14 protein-coding genes are annotated in these 17,987 nt (G+C 62.8%); 1 reads left to right on the top strand and 13 read right to left on the bottom strand.

The features are described 5' to 3' along the window. Positions 1-35 precede the first annotated feature (35 nt). From NATGR_RS05845 to NATGR_RS05785, 13 genes are all read right to left on the bottom strand, one after another. The gene (locus NATGR_RS05845; RefSeq protein ID WP_005580582.1) at positions 36-644 is read right to left on the bottom strand and encodes a 30S ribosomal protein S7; all 609 of its coding nucleotides are present in this window, start codon (positions 642-644) and stop codon (positions 36-38) included. A gap of 2 nt (positions 645-646) precedes the next feature. Next, entirely contained in the window at positions 647-1,075 is a 429-nt protein-coding gene (locus tag NATGR_RS05840) for a 30S ribosomal protein S12 (protein WP_005580585.1), read from the bottom strand. 620 nt (positions 1,076-1,695) lie between these two features. Continuing rightward, entirely contained in the window at positions 1,696-4,113 is a 2,418-nt protein-coding gene (locus tag NATGR_RS05835) for a methyl-accepting chemotaxis protein (RefSeq protein ID WP_005580586.1), read from the bottom strand. Continuing rightward, positions 4,110-5,360: an ABC transporter substrate-binding protein gene (locus NATGR_RS05830; RefSeq protein ID WP_005580588.1), complete on the bottom strand. Its 1,251-nt coding sequence runs from the start codon at positions 5,358-5,360 to the stop codon at positions 4,110-4,112. The genes NATGR_RS05835 and NATGR_RS05830 overlap by 4 nt, the downstream gene beginning before the upstream one ends. Positions 5,361-5,637: 277 nt before the next feature. Then, positions 5,638-6,066, bottom strand: coding sequence for a NusA-like transcription termination signal-binding factor (locus NATGR_RS05825; RefSeq protein WP_005580589.1), 429 nt, complete (start codon positions 6,064-6,066; stop codon positions 5,638-5,640). A gap of 3 nt (positions 6,067-6,069) precedes the next feature. Further along, entirely contained in the window at positions 6,070-7,275 is a 1,206-nt protein-coding gene (rpoA2, locus tag NATGR_RS05820) for a DNA-directed RNA polymerase subunit A'' (RefSeq protein ID WP_005580590.1), read from the bottom strand. Further along, positions 7,268-10,192, bottom strand: coding sequence for a DNA-directed RNA polymerase subunit A' (locus NATGR_RS05815; protein WP_005580591.1), 2,925 nt, complete (start codon positions 10,190-10,192; stop codon positions 7,268-7,270). Before NATGR_RS05815 ends, rpoA2 begins: the two co-directional genes overlap by 8 nt. A gap of 8 nt (positions 10,193-10,200) precedes the next feature. Then, positions 10,201-12,030: a DNA-directed RNA polymerase subunit B gene (rpoB, locus tag NATGR_RS05810; RefSeq protein ID WP_005580592.1), complete on the bottom strand. Its 1,830-nt coding sequence runs from the start codon at positions 12,028-12,030 to the stop codon at positions 10,201-10,203. A gap of 3 nt (positions 12,031-12,033) precedes the next feature. After that, positions 12,034-13,611: a DNA-directed RNA polymerase subunit B'' gene (locus NATGR_RS05805; protein ID WP_005580593.1), complete on the bottom strand. Its 1,578-nt coding sequence runs from the start codon at positions 13,609-13,611 to the stop codon at positions 12,034-12,036. Further along, on the bottom strand, positions 13,612-13,839 hold the full coding sequence (locus tag NATGR_RS05800) for a DNA-directed RNA polymerase subunit H (RefSeq protein ID WP_005580594.1): 228 nt from the start codon (positions 13,837-13,839) through the stop codon (positions 13,612-13,614). 356 nt (positions 13,840-14,195) lie between these two features. Then, positions 14,196-15,593 carry a hypothetical protein gene (locus tag NATGR_RS05795; protein WP_005580595.1) on the bottom strand — a complete coding sequence of 466 codons (1,398 nt, stop codon included), beginning with the start codon at positions 15,591-15,593 and terminating at the stop codon, positions 14,196-14,198. 81 nt (positions 15,594-15,674) lie between these two features. Beyond that, complete coding sequence (locus NATGR_RS05790; RefSeq protein WP_005580596.1) at positions 15,675-16,103, bottom strand: universal stress protein; 429 nt, start codon at positions 16,101-16,103, stop codon at positions 15,675-15,677. 163 nt (positions 16,104-16,266) lie between these two features. Continuing rightward, positions 16,267-16,521, bottom strand: a complete 255-nt coding sequence (locus tag NATGR_RS05785; protein WP_005580597.1) for an amphi-Trp domain-containing protein — start codon at positions 16,519-16,521, stop codon at positions 16,267-16,269. Positions 16,522-16,967: 446 nt separating this feature from the next. On the opposite strand from NATGR_RS05785, the gene NATGR_RS05780 reads away from it, so the two are divergent. Then, on the top strand, positions 16,968-17,813 hold the full coding sequence (locus NATGR_RS05780) for an NAD(+)/NADH kinase (RefSeq protein ID WP_005580599.1): 846 nt from the start codon (positions 16,968-16,970) through the stop codon (positions 17,811-17,813). Positions 17,814-17,987: the final 174 nt, after the last annotated feature.

The following is a 17,987-nucleotide window of genomic DNA, read 5'->3' as shown; positions in this document are numbered from 1 at the left end:
GAGATAGCGGCTGCGAGACGGGAGAGTAGCCGTCGTTATCGGGCTGCTGCCGCGACGCGTTCTTTCTCTTCTTTTTGGCTGACTGCGTACGTCTGAACGTCGTAGTTGGCTGCGCCGATAAGCTGGCTTGCGACCGCTTCCTCGATGGGAGTCGTCGTCTTGAACGAGTCGTTGTGTACGCCTTCGGCCAGGAACTTCAGTGCCTGGTCGACGCGACGCTGTGGAGCGACGTCGACCGCCTTCGGGACGGAGATACCGCCGTATTTCAGACGGACAGTCTCTTCCCGTGGTGCGGCGTTCTCGACGGCGGTCACGAGCACCTGAATGGGGTTTTCTTCGGTCCGTTCGTGGATGATCTCGAAGGCGTCACGGACGTAGTTGAGCGTCTTTTGCTTTTTGCCCGTGTTCTCGTCAGTCTGCATCAGACGGTTGATAAAGCGCTCGACGATCGAGATCTGGGATTTCTTGAACTGCTTGCTGGCGTGTCGGCCAGCAGTGTGTGCGACCGGCGTCACCGTGATGTATCGCTCGGTCGAGGGATCTTCGTACTCGATCTCGTCTAGCTCCCAGGTTCCGAAAAGCTTTGCCGAAACGTCCGCACCGCCCGCAGGGGCGTCCGGGTCCGGCTGGTCTTCTGCCGACATAGTTATCGAACCGGTTTCTCCGCGTTTCCGCGAACGAGTTCCTTCAGTGCGACGCCGTTGACCTTGTCGACCTTGTAGTTGACACCGGAGAGGTCGCCCATCGCACGACCCTTCGCCCCACCGATACCGGCGATGGTCACTTCGTCGTGTTCGTCGATGAAGCTGATCGCACCGTCACCGGGACAGAACGCGGTGACCTGCTTCCCGTTTTTGATCAGCTGGACCCGGACACATTTCCGAATCGCCGAGTTGGGCTGCTTTGCTTCGATGCCGACTTTCTCGAGTACGATACCTCGACCCTGTGGTGCGCCCTCGAGCGGGTCGGACTTCTCGCGAAGCCCACGGGCGCGGCGCGCGTAGTCAGAGTCGGACCACCGCTGATTCTGGCGGTCCTTCTTGAGCTTGCGCGCGGCGTATTTGCCGTTTGCCATGGAAGTCGCTATCCGTCGGAGCCACTTAAACGACCCGTTTCGACTCTCCCGTTACGCCTCGAGAGCGTTCTATCGACGGCAACGAAGGAATCTGAGTGGGTTTCAGATCCGAACGATCGTTTTCGCGCCGTCCGTCTTCCCCGCCACCGATCGGCGAGCGTGTACAGTCCGTGGAACCTGTGGCCGCCGTGTCACCCGTAGACTGCCGAGTCGAACCAGCCGACACGACCGGAGTCGACCAGCAGTACAGGAGTGACCGTCACTAGTACTGTCCCAACCGTCGACCGACGAGTCGAACCGGCCCACGTGGCCGGGTTCGACTCATCAGTGCAGGCTTGGCCCGCCACTAGTACCGTCCCAAGTCTACTCTGGCTAGTGCACTCCACTTCTGATCGAGAATCGTGATCGGTTTGGGCCAACTCTCAACTAGTCAGCCGACGGTTGGGGCGGTACTAGTACCCCGCCAAGCGTCGACTGATAAGTGAAACCAGACAACCGCATTCGGTTTCACTCATCCGTTCAGGCTTGCCAAAGCACTAGTGGCGGGCCAAGCCTACACTGATGGGTCGAATCTGGCGGTGTGGCTCGATTCGACCCGTCAGTCGACGGTTGGGACGGTACTAGTCGTCTGAACGCTTCTCGAGGGTGTCGATCGACCGGCGCTGCGTTTCTACGCCGGACGACGTTCCACCCAGTTCCGACTCGCGTTCCGTCTCGAACTGCTCGAGGCGGTCTGAGAGAAACGCCGCCTGGTCTGCGAGCCCGCTGACGCTTTCGGTCACCTCGGTCAGCGACGCGGTCTGTTCCTCGGCCGCCGCGGAGACGTTACCGGCCTCGGCGGCTGACTCTTCGCTCGAGGTCGCAATTTCGTCGACAGCGGTTACGACCTCCTCGGCCGAGCCGGCCTGATCGTTGGTCGCCGCAGAGATCTCCTGCACTCCGACGTTGGTCTCCTCGGCGTACTCGCCGATCTCTTCGAGAGCTTCGACGGCAGGCTCGACGGCCTCGGTTCCTTCCCTCACCTTGTCACTCGTCGCTTCGACGACGGCGACCGATTTGTCGGTTCGACCGCGGATCGTCTCGATCCGCGCTTCGATCTCCGTCGCCGCCTCCTTTGCGTCACTCGAGAGGGACTTGACCTCGTCGGCGACGACTGCAAAGCCGTCACCCTCTTCGCCTGCGGCCGCAGCCTCGATCGAAGCATTGAGCGCGAGCAGGCTCGTCTGGTCGGCCACGTCGGCGATGGCATCGACCAACTCGTCGATCCGCTCGACCTCCGCCTCGAGCGAGCGAATCGTCTCGACCGCGCGCTCGGCTTCGGCCTCGACCTCGTTCATCTCGCCGATTGCGTCTTGGGCTGCCTCACCACCGCGCTCGCTCGCGTCGACGGTCCGTTCGGCGACCTGTGCGACTTCGCTGGCCGTCGAGGCAATCTCCTCGGTGCTAGCCGAGAGGTCGGACATCTCCGTCTGAATCGTATCGAGCCGATCGCTCTGTCGATCGGCGACGTCTGATATCTCCTGTACCGACTCGGAAACCTGTTCGCTCGCGGCCTTTACCTCCTCGCTCGAGGCCGTAACCTGTTCGCTCGCGGCAGCGACATCCGTCGCGAACTGCTTGAGTCCACCGATGGCGTCCTCGAGTTCGTCAAGCATCGCGTTGAACTCCTCACCGATTTCGCGCATCTGCTCGTTGTCGGTGTCGACAGTCGCCCGAACGGTAAGATCGCCGTTTGCAGCGTCTTGCATGGTCTCACTGTACTGGCCGGCGACCCGCTCGAGTTCGCCCATCATCGACGCGATCCGTTCGCGTTCGGCCTCTGCTTCCTCACGGGCGGTTTCGGCGTCGGATTGTGCCTCCTCGGCTTCCCGCTGAGCCGTCTCGGCCTCCGTTTTCGCCGCTTCGGCGGCCGTGATCTGCTCGTTCAGCGACGTTCGCATCTCATCGAATGCACGGTACAGGCGACCGACCTCGTCGATACGATCCGTCTCCAGATCGACCGACCGATCACCCTCTTCCATCCGCCGGGCACGATTCCGGAGATCCTCGAGTGGCGTGACGGTCTGCCGTGCGAGGACGACCCCGCCCGCCAGTAAGACGATGAGCCCGGTGCCGATCACCGAAAGCAGCGTCCAGCCGACGGCGTTGCTCGCCGCAAACGCCTGTTCGGCAGGGACGGTAGTCACCGCGACCCACTCGTTGTCACCCATCGCGGCGTAGGCGGTGACGACGGCATCGTCGCGTTCGAACCCGGTGCCGTCGCGGGTCGCTCCCAGATCCGCAACGATCTCCTCGTCGGGATCACTCTCGAGTTCGTCGCTTGCGAGGACGGTCTTGCCGTCGGTGTCGACGATCATCGTCTCCTGGTCGTCGTGGAGTTGACGCAGTCCGTCGACCCGGTACTCGATCGTTCCGACGACGACGGCGATCCGTGCCTCGTCGTTTTCGACCGGACTGGCGAAGGAGATCACCTGATCGTCGACCGTGTCGTCCGCGTAGGCAGTCGGCGAGTGCCAGACGTCGTTTGCCGCGGTCAGGTCGACACCCGGCTCGATCTCCGCCCAGGGTTCGTCGACCGAGTCGACCGATACGCCCCGTAGTTCTCCGTTCGTACTCGCCAGGACGCGTTCGTCGTTCGTGTCGACGACGTGAACGTCGCGAACGTCGACTGGAAGTTTCGCCTGTTCCTGGATGGCGTAGGCTTCGGCTGTCTCCGCGTCGCTACCGGCCAGTGCCGCTCCCGACGACACCGACCGCGTGTGTGCCGCCATCGAAATCGTCCACTCGTCGATGGAGTCGGCATGCATGTCGACCGTCGCCGTCAGTTGCTGTTCTGCGTCGGATTCGACCGTCCGTTCGGCGTCGACGTATCCGATCGCGCCGACCAGCGAGATGACGAGCACCACGACGAGAATCGTGATGACGAACTTCGTCCGATAACTGCGTCGAACGAACTCGGGGACGAACCGAGTGATCGACCTGTCGGCCTCCGGATTCGAACCCGAGTCGGCGGCCGTCTCGTCGCCAGCGGCGCTCACGAGGACACCCCCGTCGGCGTCAGTTCGTCCACGACTTCGATTTCCCCACCGCTGAAGGTGAAATACTCGTACTCGACCGACCCACCGTCGCCGTTCTCGTCGAACTCGATCTCCCCGGACGCGCCCCGGTATCGAACTGGCTCACCTGCCCCCGCGAGTTCGATCCCGTCGGCGAGGTCACCCGGCAACACTTCGGTTCCATCGCCGGTCGTCACGTCGCGCATCCGCCCGGCAATCGCTTGACCGTCGTTTGCACCCGCCACAGCGTTCGCCAACAGGCTCGTGGCCGCGGCGTCGTAACTGTTCGCAGCGAACAGCCCCGGCTCGACCCCATACTCCTCTCGATACCGCGACCGGAACGCCGACTGTCCGGGGCCGCTCGAGTTCGGTGCCACACCGTAAGCGGTCAGCCGATCCCCGAGTTCGGCCGCCACGGCCTCGTTTTGCAGCCCGTCGCTGACGAACACCGTTTCGTCGCCGGCGAACTCGTCGTAATACGTCTCGAGCAACGGAATACCGCTTTCGGGGTACCCGATTAGAAAGAGCACGTCTGGGCCGTCCGCCAGCGCGGTCGAAAGCACCTCGGCGTAGCGCTCGGCAGCCGGATCGAACGACACCTGGTTTTGGATCACCCCGCCGAACGAAGCCGAAAACGCACCCGAAAGCTGTCGGCCGTAATCTCCCATCGCGTACAGCGTCGCCGCAGTCTCCGCGCCGTGTTCGTCGGCGGCGAGTTCGGCCGCGACGACCGCCTGCAGCGAGTCACTCGGAGCCGTCCGAAACGAGTAGCCCCGGTCGTTCACGATCGACAGCGTCGGCGTCGAACTCGCCGGCGAACAGGAGACGACGGACGCCGGAATCGTCGCCCGCTGGACCATCTGTAAGGTGACATCGGAGGCTGCTGCCCCGACGATTACGGGGACCCCGTCGTCGATCAACTGCCTCGCCGCCTCGACCCCCTGGCTCGGCGACGTTTCCGAATCGACCGCCTCGTGTTCGACGTCGACGGAAAGCGACGCCTCCTCGAGTTCGATCTTCGGCAGCGCTGCACTGTTCAATATCGTTTGGCCGACCTGCTCGAGTCCCCCGGACATCGGAAGGACGCTTCCGTACCGCAGCGTCCGTTCAGCAAGCGGTGACCGACTTTCTTCCCGACCGTTCGTGTCGTCTCCGGTGAGACAGCCAGCCGAAACGGAAAGCGTCGCTCCGGCGACTGCAGCGAGGTATCGACGGCGATTCCCCTTCATAGTTTGATCGCCCCCAGGCGGAACTGTTTGACATGTCCTCTGACAACGTGGTGCATATTTGCCCTCTACGAAAAATGAGAACAACCACACTTCACTATTTTGGCCACTTCTACCACGTATGTATTATTATTGTCCGATTTAGATTTCAATTTGGGGCCGAGATAGCTCTTGGGCAAAGCTATTCAAAATTAGAGTTGGCTGGTACCGTTCGGTCGATCCGTGCCGTCGTCACAGCGACATCGAGAGAGAAGTCGAATCGAGCCGCCAACCGACGACCCTATATCAACTGCACGTCGTCGATCCCGAAGTGACGCTCGGCGAGTCGCCGGGCCGCGTCGATTCGCCGACCGCTCGAGCCGATCGCGACGCCGCGGTCTTCCCGGGCAACCTCGACGTAAGCGACCGTATCGTCGTTTTCGCTGATCGTAACGTTGTACACCGCTGCGGGCGCAAGCGCGTTCGCGACGAACTCCTCGGGGTCGTCAGCGCCTTCGACGAGCCGTACCGGCATGTCGATCTGCTTCTCGAACCGGGTGACAGTTCGACCCCCGGGGCCGATCGCCTCACCGATGCGATCGGTTTCGACGACGATCAGCAGACGGCTCTCGCGCTCGCCAGTGACGATGCAATCCCGGCCGTTTACACCCGTCACGTCCTCGAACGTGGCCAGGTACTGGCGGGTGTCGTCGTCGAGCGTGATGCCCATCGATCAATCGGCCTGACTGCCGGCGTCGCCGCCGGAACCGATCGATCCCATCCGGAGATCCACGTCTCCCGTTCCGAGCTTGATCGGCTTGCCGACGATGACGTTCTCGGTGACGCCATCGAGGTCGTCGATCTCGCCGTGGATCGCGGCGTTGAGCAAGTGGTTGACCGTCACCTCGAACGCAGCACGCGCGAGGACGGACTCTTTCGACCCCGAGATCCCGTGGCGACCGATCGACTCGATCTCGCCACGGTTTGTCATGATGTCTGCGACCAACATCAAGTGGCGGACGTTGACGTCGTCCAGGCCCTGCTCGGCCAGCGTGTTGTTCGTCTCCTCGATGATGGCCTCACGGGCGGCCTCGATGCCGAGGTTGCGATGGATCTCGTGGATGTTGTTACACGTCGTTCGAGAGGCGTCAACACCCTCGATCTCGAGCACGTCGCCAAAGGCCGATCCCTCCGTGTAGAGGACGAACTCCTCGCTGCCGTCGTCCATCTCTTCGCGGCGGATGACGACCCGGCTGATGTCTTCGATTCCCTTGAACGTGATGTCGCGCAGTTCCTCGACGAGTTGCAGCAGATCCCGGTAGGACGGCTCCTCGGGACCGAACTGGATCTGGGTCCCCTGCTGGACCGTGTCCACGCCGAGGCTGTCTTCGATAATCTCGGCGACCTCCTCGGGCTCGATCATCCGCTCCTCGAGCGTATCCTCGTTCAGCGAAATCTGGACGCGCATGTCCGCGACGTTCGTCGAGACATCACCCAACGCGAGGATCTTCGTCGCCTCGATGTTCCAGACGACTTCGTGGGCTCGCTCGCGCTCGGTTGCATACTCGTCTTCCAGGTGGACCGTCATCATCGGCGTGTCCGGAGTCTTCCGGGCGTCGACCAGTTCGATCAGTCGGGGCAGCCCCTGGGTCACGTCGATCTCTGCGACCCCCGCGTAGTGGAACGTGTTCATCGTCAGCTGCGTTCCCGGCTCCCCGATCGACTGGGCCGAGACGGTGCCGACGGGATCGAGCGGCTCGACGCGAGTGTCGACGTAACGCGTCTCGACCGCCTTCGCGAGTTCGTCGGCATCCTCGACGGTCGCGTCCTCACGACTCTCGAGTTCGGCGTAGACCTCGTTCTTGAGTCTACGGGGGAGATCGGCGTCCTCGACGACCGCAATCGTGTCGTCGGAGACGTCGTACGTGATCTCAGTCATCGGACGTCACCTCCGGTCCATCGACGGAGAGACGATCGTCCGCATGTTCCGAGAGGTTCGTCGGTCGTGGCTTCGAGCCGAGGAACTCCTGTTTTTCCTCCGTGGAGTCGAATTCGGAGTCGAGGACGCGATCGGCGATCTGGCCGACGTCGATCTCGTTGTCCTCGCCCGAGGACACTTTGACCGGCGAGGTACCGTCCTCGCCGAACTCGAACTGGACGATCGTATCCGAGGTGTCTCGAACCGTCCCGTCGTACTGGGCCTCGAGTTCGGACAGCGCGTTGATCAGTCGCCGCTGCAGATACCCGGACTTGGAAGTCCGGACTGCAGTGTCGACCAGCCCCTCGCGGCCACCCATCGCGTGGAAGAAAAACTCCCGCGGGGTCAGCCCGCTGGTGTAGGAGTTTTCGACGAAGCCGTGTGCCTCCGCCGAGAGGTCGTTCTCCGCGTAATGGCTCAGAGTTCGGTTCTCGTATCCGCGGTTGATACGCTCGCCGCGAACTGCCTGCTGGCCGACACAGCCGGCCATCTGAGTCAGGTTCAGCATCGACCCACGGGCACCGGATTCAGCCATGACGACCGCCGGGTTGTCGTCGGTGAAGTGTTCGTCCGCGATGTTCCCGGCGTTGTCACGCGCACGCGAGAGCGTCTGCATGATCTTCATCTCGAGTGTTTCGTCGACCGTTCGCCCCGGCAGACTCTCGAGTTCGCCGCGTTCGTACGCTTCGATGAGTTCCTCGACCCGGTCGTAGGCGTCGTCAATCGTCTCGTCGATGCGAGCCTGGGCCTCCTCGGGAATGGTCTCGTCGTCGATACCGATCGAGAACCCAAAGTGCATGATCGACCGCATCGCCAGCGTCGAGACCTCGTTGATGAAGATCCGAGCGCGCGTCTTGCCGTAGATCTTCGTGATCGTGTCGACGATCTCGCCGCCGAACTCGCCGACCTCGTCCTCGGCGATCGTCCCCTCTATCAACTGTCCGTCCTCGATGACGACTTTTTCGCCGACGGTGCCGGTAAACTCGAGGTTCAGATCGTCGGGCAGTAGTTCCGAGAAGACGTCGTGACCGGTCCAGAACGGTTTCCCTTCGTCGTCGACCCCGCTCGGTTCCGGCAGTTCGTCGATTCGGGTCGCTCGCAGCAGGTCTAGCGCCTGGGTCTCGTTGAACTGCGGGTTGTTGTGGGTCAACAGGAACATCCCGCTGATGTGGTCCTGAATCGCGCCGATGATGTTCTCACCGAACCGCGGACTAAGAATCTGTTCTTGCACGCGCATGAGCACGCGCGCCTCGGCGCGAGCCTCCTCGTTCTGGAGGGCGTGCATGTTCATCTCGTCACCGTCGAAGTCGGCGTTGTACGGCGGACAGACGACGGTGTTCAGCCGGAACGTCTTGTACGGCATGACCACGACCTCGTGGGCCATGATCGACATCCGGTGTAGCGACGGCTGCCGGTTGAAGATGACGATGTCACCGTCGATGAGGTGTCGGTTGACTTCCCAGCCGGCTTTGACCTTCTCCGCGAGCTGTTCGCAGTTCTTCTCGGTCACCTTCAGCCGGCGACCGTCGGGCCGTCGGACGTAGTTCGCGCCGGGATGGCCCTCGGGGCCGTTGGAGACGAACCGGCGAGCCTTCTCGAGATTTCGCTCGGTGACGTTCATCGTCTGGGTCATCTCTTTGGCTACGCGATCGGGGACGCCGACCTCGTTGAGAGAGAGGGTCGGGTCCGGTGAGATGACGGTCCGGGCAGAGAAGTTGACGCGTTTGCCCGAGAGCGAGCCACGGAAACGACCTTCCTTACCTTTCAGGCGCTGGGAGAGCGTCTTCAGCGGCCGGCCGGAGCGGTGACGGGCCGGCGGCGTGCCCGAAATCTCGTTGTCCATGAACGTGGTGACGTGGTACTGTAGCAGTTCCCAGAGGTCCTCGATAATCAGTTGCGGCGCACCGGCCTCACGGTTCTCCATGAACCGCTGATTGATCCGGATGATGTCGACCAGTTTGTGGGTGAGGTCGTCCTCGCTTCGCTGGCCGTTGTCGAGCGTGATCGACGGCCGCGCCGTTACAGGCGGCACCGGAAGCACGGTCAGGATCATCCACTCCGGCCGCGAGCGGTCGGGATCGATGCCGAGCACTTCGATGTCCTCGTCCGGAATCGCCTCGAACCAGTCCCGGATGTCCGAGGGCATCAGCTTGTTCGTGTCCTCTTCGGTGAGGTCGATGTCCAGTGCCTTCTCGATGGCTTTGCGCTGGCTCTCGCGGGGCCGAAACGAGCCCGAGAGAATCTCGTTGACCCGGCCGAGGTCGATGTCGGTCTCCTCGGCGAGTTCGTCCGGCGACATCTGTTCGCCGTCATCGATGCCCTGCATCGCGGCGGCGATACGCTGAGAGTACTCGCTCGTCAGGACCTGCTGGACCTCGTAGTAGGTCGTCGGCTTCTCGTGGTCGATGTCGTACTGGATCTCGCCACAGTGTGGACAGCGATCTTTCTTGCGTGCCTGGCGGATCGCCGCCTTGGTGACGTCGTTCAGATCGCGGCTGAGCTTCCGTGCCTCGTCGATCTGGCCGTGGAACTCCGCTCTCTCGTCTTCGGTCAACAGCAACCGGGAACACTCCCGACAGGTGCCCCGGAGCAGTCGCCGGATGAGCTTCGTGAAACCGACGTGGATCACCGGTGCGGCCAGTTCGATGTGGCCGAAGTGACCGTTACACGAGCCCGAATGCTTCCCGCAGGTCTTGCACTCGAGACCGGGGTCGATGACCCCGAGTCGCGGGTCCATCAGCCCCATGTCGATGGGGAAGCCGTCGTCGTCGTAGGTGTCCGCGGTGATGATCTTCGTCGCGCTCATCTCCCGGTACTCTTCGGGCTCCATGAGCCCGAAGTTGATCGATCCGATGTCTTTGGGTGTGGTATTTCGCATTGTTGACGTTAGACGGCGTCTTCCAGTTCCAGTCGCGGTGCGATGCCAAGCGCCTTCATCTCGTCGAGCAGGAGCTTGAACGCATAGCTCATCTCGATCTCGTGGATGTCGGTTTCCTCGTCACAGTTCGGACAGTAGACGCGGCGCTGTTCGACGTTTTCGACGGCGCTCATCCCACACTGCCCACAGATCGGGATGTACTCGCGGTCGGACTCGTCCAGCAGTCGTTCTTTCAGCGTCATCGCCGCACCGTGGCCGATGAACACGTCCCGCTCCATCTCTCCGATACGGAGCCCACCCTCACGGGCGCGACCTTCGGTCGGCTGCCGGGTGAGCACCTGCACGGGACCACGCGAGCGGGCGTGGAGCTTGTTCGAGACCATGTGATACAGCTTCTGGTAGAAAATGATCCCGACGAAAATCTCGGCTTCGACCTTTTCGCCCGTGATACCGGAGTACATCGTCTCCTTGCCCGCAGCGTCGAACCCGGCCTCCTCGAGTCCGTCGCGGAGGTCTTCCTCGTCCTCGCCCAAAAACGGCGTCCCGTCGACCCGCCGGCCCTCCATCGCGCCGAGTTTGCCGCCGATCATCTCCAAGATGTGTCCGACGGTCATCCGCGACGGCAGGGCGTGTGGGTTCAACACGAGGTCGGGCACGACGCCGTCTTCGGTAAAGGGCATGTCCTCCTGTGGCGCGAGGTGGCCGACGACCCCCTTCTGGCCGTGGCGGCTGGCGAACTTGTCCCCGAGTTCTGGAATCCGCTCGTCACGCACCGAGACCTTCGAGAGCTTCGAGCCGTCTTCGCCTTCCATCAACGTGACGGTGTCGACGACGCCGCTCTCTCCCGACCGCATCGTCACCGAGGTCTCGCGTCGCTTCTGGGGCGAGAGACCGCCCATGTCGTCTGGCTCCTCGAGGAATCGTGGCGGCGAAGTCTTGCCCAGCAGGACCGAGTTCTCGTCGACTTTCGTCTCCGGATTCACGAGTCCGTCCTCGTCGAGGTGGGCGTACGCCTCTTCGCCGCGGGCCCCGCGGACGTCCTGGGAGGGGATCTCGAAGCGGTCCTCCTGGCCGCCGGGGTAGCGCCGTTCCTCGCCCTCGTAGGTCCGGAAGAAATGCGACCGGGCGAGGGCACGTTCGACGCTTGCCTTGTTCATCACCAGCGCGTCTTCGATGTTGAATCCCTCGTAGCTCATCACGGCGACGACGAAGTTCTGGGCCGCAGGCCGGTCGTCGAAGCCGATCTGTTCGGTCGTCTGGGTCTTGACCATCGACAGCTGCGGGTAATGCAGCAGGTGCTGGCGCGTGTCCGGACGGATGCGGTAGTTCGCACTCGGCAGGCCGAGCGACTGCTTGATCATCCCTGCCCCCATCGTAATGCGCGGGCTGGCGTTGTGCTCGGGGTAGGGGATCATCCCTGCACCGATCCCGAAGATCAGCTGCGGGTCGATCTCGAGGTGAGTGTGGCTCTCCGTGATGTCGTCCTCGTCGACGGCGACGAGAATGTCTTCTTCCTCCTCGGCGTCGATGAACTCCACGTAGCCGTGCTCGACGAGGTCCTCGAACTCGAGGCTACCGTCTCGGAGCGCTTCGATCTCCTCGTCGGAGATGCGCGGTTCGCCGTCCTCGACGACCAGCAGCGGTCGTCGTGCACGGCCGGCGTCGGCGTTGATGATTACCTCGCGGGTCCGCTCTTTGACGGAGACGTTGACCATCTCGCTGACGTCACCGATACGTCGCGCTTCGCGGATCTGTTCGGCTAGCTCGTGCGGATCGGGGTGTGTTCCCACCAGCGACCCGTTCACGTAGACTTTGGCTTCGCGTTGTTGACTGCTCATTGTTTAGTCGTCTGCCGGCGTCGATCGTTCGATCCCTTCGATACCCGGAATGCCCTCGACACCCATCGAGGCGAGTTCTCGCTTGAGCGCCTGTTCGTCTTCGATGTTCTGGGACAGCTCCATCGCCTGTGCGAAGTTCTTCACCAGGCCACAGTTTGGCCCCTCCGGGGTCTCGGAGGGACAGATACGACCCCACTGGGTCGCATGCAGGTCCCGTGCCTCGAAGTGCGGCTGGCTGCGCGACAGCGGGCTCCGCAGCCGTCGCAGGTGCGAGAGGACGCCCATGAAGTCGGTGCGGTCGACCAGCTGGCTCACGCCGGAACGGCCACCGACCCAGTTACCCGTCGCGATCGGGTGCTCGAGTCGCTCGGTCAGAACGTCAGACCGGACGACTGTCGACACCGAGAGGGTGCGGTTTCGCATGTTGGCTCGCTCGAGTTGGTACTTGACGTCCCGGGCCAGCTTGTTCAGTGCGGTCCGGAACAGGTCTTTCATCAGATCGCCGCTGACCTTCAGACGCTTGTTGGCGTAGTGGTCCTTGTCGTCGGCCTCGCGTCGGCCGAGGGCAAGTTCGAAACAGGCCTCGGCCATCCGACAGAGGTAGTGGGCCTTGTTGATCCGGACGTCTTCCTCGTCGACCCCGTCCTCGTGGAGGTGTGGCAGAAGGTACCGATCGATGACGTAGTTCGCTCGCTTGAGCTGGTAGTTTTTCCCCTGGCCGGAGGCGACACGCTTGCCCAGCTCCTCGATCGCCTCCTGTTCGGTCTGGACGTCCGCTTCCTCCAGGTTCTCGAGCATGTACTTGACGACCTCGGGGTCGTTCGAGACCTTGTGAACGATCTCTTCGTCGCTTTCGAGACCCAGCGCACGCACGAGGGTGACGAAGTTGATCGAACCGGAGACCGACGGGAACGACACCTCGAGCAGACCGTCGCGGGTCCGCTCACAGAGTACGAGCGCGCGGTAGCCACGGCGCTGCGAGAAGGTCTTTGCGACCTGAATCTCGTCGCCGTACTTGGTATCGTACTCCGCGAGAATCTTGTTCGGCGCGAGGTCCTCGCTGGTCATCAACACGCGCTCGGAGCCGTTGACGATGAAGTAGCCGCCAGGGTCTGCAGGGTCTTCACCGATCTCGATCAGTTCCTCGTCGGAGAAACCGGCGATGTTACACTTGTCGGAGCCGACCATGATCGGCATTCGACCGATCTTCGTCTCCGTCGAGTCGACGACCCGCTGGTCGCCTTCTTCGCCTTTGACGATCGACATCTCCATGAAGACCGGCGCGGAGTAGGTGATGTTTCGAAGTCGCGCTTCCTGTGGATACAGCAGTTCTTCGGAGCCGTCTGCCTCCCGAACCCGGGGCGTGACGACGCGGACGTCGCCGAGTTCGACGTGTACTGGCTCCTCGCCTTCCTTGTCGCCGATGTCGGTATCGATCGTCTCTTTCTCGTCGACGACCTCCTGCATCCCCCGGTTGAGGAAAGCGTTGAAAGAGCGATAGTGGTGTTCTGCGAGCCGTTCCCTCGAGAAGTATTCGCGTGAAATGTCTCGTCGTTTTTCTCGGTCGAGTTCCATTGCCATTTATTCCACCACGAGTCGGTATACAACTGCCTGGTCGGTTGTCCGTGAATCCCGAACGATCTTGATAACGTCGCCGGCCTCCGCCTCGTCGGGGAGAGCGGAGTCGTTGCGCTTTATTTTCGGCAGGTCTGTGCGATCGATGTCGTACTCGGCGAGCACCTCCTCGAGTGTCTCCTCCTCGAGGATGGTGTGCTCCGGCACGAGTTCGTGTTGGCTTACGTCTACCATGTTGATGTGATGTGCGTGTGGGCTATCGGGAGAGAAGCGGCTGTCACGAGATACTACAGCCAGGTAACGGCGGGAACCATTTAACGGTTACTAAATCGTACGAAAAGCGCGGCTAACCGACCGGGCGACCCTGACCGGAGCGGGCGATCACACGTGTCAATAGCCAGTTGTTGGTTAAATTCCTTGGGGTGTGAGAGTGACTGTCAGCCACGCTGTACATAGCGACTGTGCGCGTCGTAGGCAGCGACCGGCGAGACCGATTACCGGCACCGAGAGCGTTCGAACGACGCTCCCACACGACCCGGCGCTGTGAGGAGCCGTCACTGACAGAGCGTCGTGTCCCGTCGATCGAGACGTTAGAGGTAGCCAAGCAGCGTCCCGACGAGCACGACCACCCACAGGCCCACGCCGACAAACAACAGGTCGTTGAACCGTGCCCCCCGAACTGCTCGCCTAGCTGCACCCGCGGCGATCAGTCCGAGCGCGAGGACCACGAGCAACCGCTGACCCACGACATCGAGCGGCAGTACGTCGACCCCCACGAGCCCGTAGTCGAGCCAGATCGCGATCGCAAGCGACGCGGCAGCCGTGACCCCCGCGTCGAGGCGTCGCTCGAGGCCGCTTGCGATGGCGTAGGTCGCTACCGGGAGCCCGACGGCGACGAACGGGTAGAGCAACGCCGCGATCATGTGGGGCGTAAGGACCCCGACCGTTCGGTCCAGGGCGATCCCACCGATCCGGACGCCCAGGACCACCGCGAGGATCGTCCCCGCGAGAATCAGGTGTTCTGCCTCGACGCGATCGGCCGCAGCCTCGAGTCGGGCCCGATCCGCGTCGGTCAACCGATCGCCGGCCCGGTCGCCGGCTCGCTCGAGGACGCCATCGTCCCGTTTTCGACTCCGTCCGGAAGCGAGAGCGAGGCCGACCGACGCCGTCGCCATCGCCGTCAGGTCGACTTTCGTCGCCCAGCCGTCGGCGTCCGAGGGGCCACTATTGTCGAGGTAGACTCGTCGGACGTCGTCCTGGACGTCGACACCAGGGATCGCCATCAGGTCGGTCTCGAGTCGCAACTGAGCTCGTTCGACCCCGTCGACGCGGTGGCGAAGTGTGAACCAGTCGAAGTGTTCGGAGTGGGTCTGCATGACAACCCACTGGTCGTCGGGGTTCGGACTCTCGTACGCCCGGATGTGGTACCGGTAGCCGTAGTACTCCCCGTCTTCGAACTGGACGGTCTCGGTCGTCCAGTCGGCTTCCTCGTCCGGGCCGGGGTCGAGGTACGCGTAGCGAGTCGCGCCGTCGGCCTGCGACCACGGAATGTCGGTCGGTGAGACTGGGCGGAGCGGATCGTCGGAGTCCGTGCCGACGTCTCCGGTCACGTTGGCGTCTCCGGTCTCGTTCCCGGGCGTCTCGTCTTCCCCATCGGCGAGTCCGACCAGCTCCTCGGCTTCGAAGTGATCGTGGTCGGCCTCCTCCCACTCGCCGTCGCCGTGTTCAGCCAGGAGCCGGAACGTCTCCTCGGCGTCACCGCGTACGACGACGTTCAGTGGACTCCGTTTCTCGTGTTGCTGTCGCTGGTTGAGATACGGCCAGAACCCACTGTCGCTGTCCTCGAGCGTGACGATCTCCGGTTCCGCTCGATCCGTTGTGTCGGGGGAAACCTGGTCCGCCGACGGCGAGAAGAGCAGCGAGGGACCACCAACGAAGAGGAACGCGACCGCGAGGATAGCGCCTCCAACTGCGATCGACCGTCGCATTTCGAACGACTACCGACCGACCCTACATAGAGATACTGATAGACGAGGAGCGGACAGGACCACCTCCGCCGTGAGCCCGAGTCAGACGCCCGGACCGACGGTCAACACGGGAACGGGAGACTCGCGGACGACCCGCTGAGAGACGCTGCCGACGACGTTGTTCTCGTAGTCGTCACCGCTGGTACCCATCACGACCAGATCGACGTCGTGTTCGTCGGCGTAGTCGACGATGCGCTCGGCGGGATGGCCAGCGTCGACGGCAGTTTCGACGTCGACGCCACGATCGGTTGCTCGAGTCGCCGCCGCGTCGGTTGCCTCGCGTGCGGTCTCTTCCAGGTCCTGGCGGACCTGCTCGACGCGGCTCTCGTCGAGGACGAGAAACGCCCGGTCGTCGACGACAGAGAGGACGTGTACCGTCGCGTCCCGCGTCGTCGCGACGTCGAAAGCGTGGTCGGCCACAGCCGCGGCGTGGTCACTCCCGTCGGTGGGAAAGAGGATCGTCTCGTACATCTAGTCGAACCACTGCCCCGGGAGGAAAAAGACCTTCTCATACGGAACGCTGTAACGGTTTACCGGCGCGACCGTCGGCGGGCTCGCGGTCGCGCCAGAATTGACTGCCAGCAACCGGTCTCAATTACAGCGGGATCGACTCACCGCGTCGTCGGTCGATCCGTTACGACTGGGGCTTCCAGGTTACTTCTAGCTGGATCGTCTCGCGAGTCCCGCGGAACATCGGAGAGCGCTCGACCACGTCGACGCTCAGATCGACAGCTTCGGGCGGATTGAGCGCGACCGTTTTGTTCCCAACCGCGACACGTACGTCGCCGCCCTCGAGGTCGTCCTCGCGGAACTCCTCTCCGAGATGTTCGAAATACGCCGCCAGCTCGTCGCGCGTGAGGGTCTCGTTGGCCGTCGTCCGATCTGCCATGCATTCGATTCATGACCCGCCGTCTAAAAGTATGGATGGCGAACGCGTCTCTAGTACCGTCGAACAGGAGAGTAGCAGAGGAAAATTCGCCGTTCCGTCCGAACACTCTCGCGGTCACGCTGTCTGACAGCCCACCCTCGGTTTACCGTCCGTACGGCGCTTCAATAACCACTTACGTCGCCACCGTGTCGACTAGTACCGTCCCAACCGTCGACTGACGGGTCGAATCGAGCGACACCGCCAGATTCGACCCATCAGTTCAGGCTTGGCCCGCCACTAGTAGCGTCCCAACTCTACTCTGGCTAGTGCGCTGTACTTCTGATCGAGAATCGTGATCGGTTTTGACCAACTCTCAACTAGTCGATCCACGGTTGGGACGGTACTAGAGCCCGTCGTCACAGAATCGACAGGTGGCTTTTTGATCACGGGACAGCAACCTGTAACCGATGGCCGAAGACGTTACCGTCGGTATCGTCGCCCAGCGCGACAACGAGCGCGCACACCGTCTCGCCGCGACCCTCGTCGACGCCCTCGAACGCCAGTTTGCCGTCGCCGTCGCAGTCGACGAACTGACCGGCGAAGCGATCGACGTGGACGCAATTCCGGTCGCCGAGATGGAAGGCCGTGACCTCGTCGCGAGTATTGGCGGTGACGGGACACTTCTTTTCGTCGCCCGAGAGATCGGTTCGACGCCGCTGGTCGGCGTCAATCTCGGCGAAGTCGGCTTCCTCAACGCCGTTCACCCGGACGACGCCCGCGCGGTCGTCACCGACCTCGTCGAGACGCTCACAGCAGGAGAGTCACTCACACACCGAGACCTCCGCCGGCTGCAAGCGTCCGGCGAGGCCGCCGACTGGACGCTCGAACCTGCGCTCAACGAGATTCTCGTCCACGGCCCACGACGGGGGCCCGGCAGCGGCGTGACGGCCGAAATTCGCGTCGACGGCGAGCGCTATACAGCGAGCCACGCTGACGGCGTCCTCGTCTCGACGCCGACGGGCTCGTCCGCGTACAACCTGAGCGAGGGCGGCCCGCTGGTCCGCCCAGCGGCCGACGCACTCGTCATCACCCAGATGGCCGCCACCGACCCACTGCCACCGCTCGTGGTCGATACCGACACCGAGGTGACGCTCTCTCTGTCGGGCCCGAACCACGGCTACGTGATCAGCGACGGCCGCAACCGACGGCGTCTCGAGTTGCCCGCGACGGTCTCGGTCGCGCCGGCCGACGAACCGGTGTGGCTGGTCGGCCCGGAGCCAAACTTCTTCGCGGGACTCGAGAAGCTCGGGTGACGATTCACGGTCGGAGATACCATACTCTCGCCGTCGCGACGAAGAGCATACGAATCGGAGTCTCACAGAGAGGAGCTAGTCGCTCGCGTAGTGGCTCGACACGAGTCGAAGTTTCCACTACGAGGGGCCTACGGCTCAACAGCGCGTGGTACGGACATCAAGCTGTCGGACAGT

Origin of the sequence: Natronobacterium gregoryi SP2 (assembly GCF_000230715.2) — an archaeon.
In the GTDB taxonomy this organism is placed as follows: Archaea; Halobacteriota; Halobacteria; order Halobacteriales; family Natrialbaceae; genus Natronobacterium; species Natronobacterium gregoryi.
This window is presented reverse-complemented; position numbering and strand designations above follow the sequence as displayed.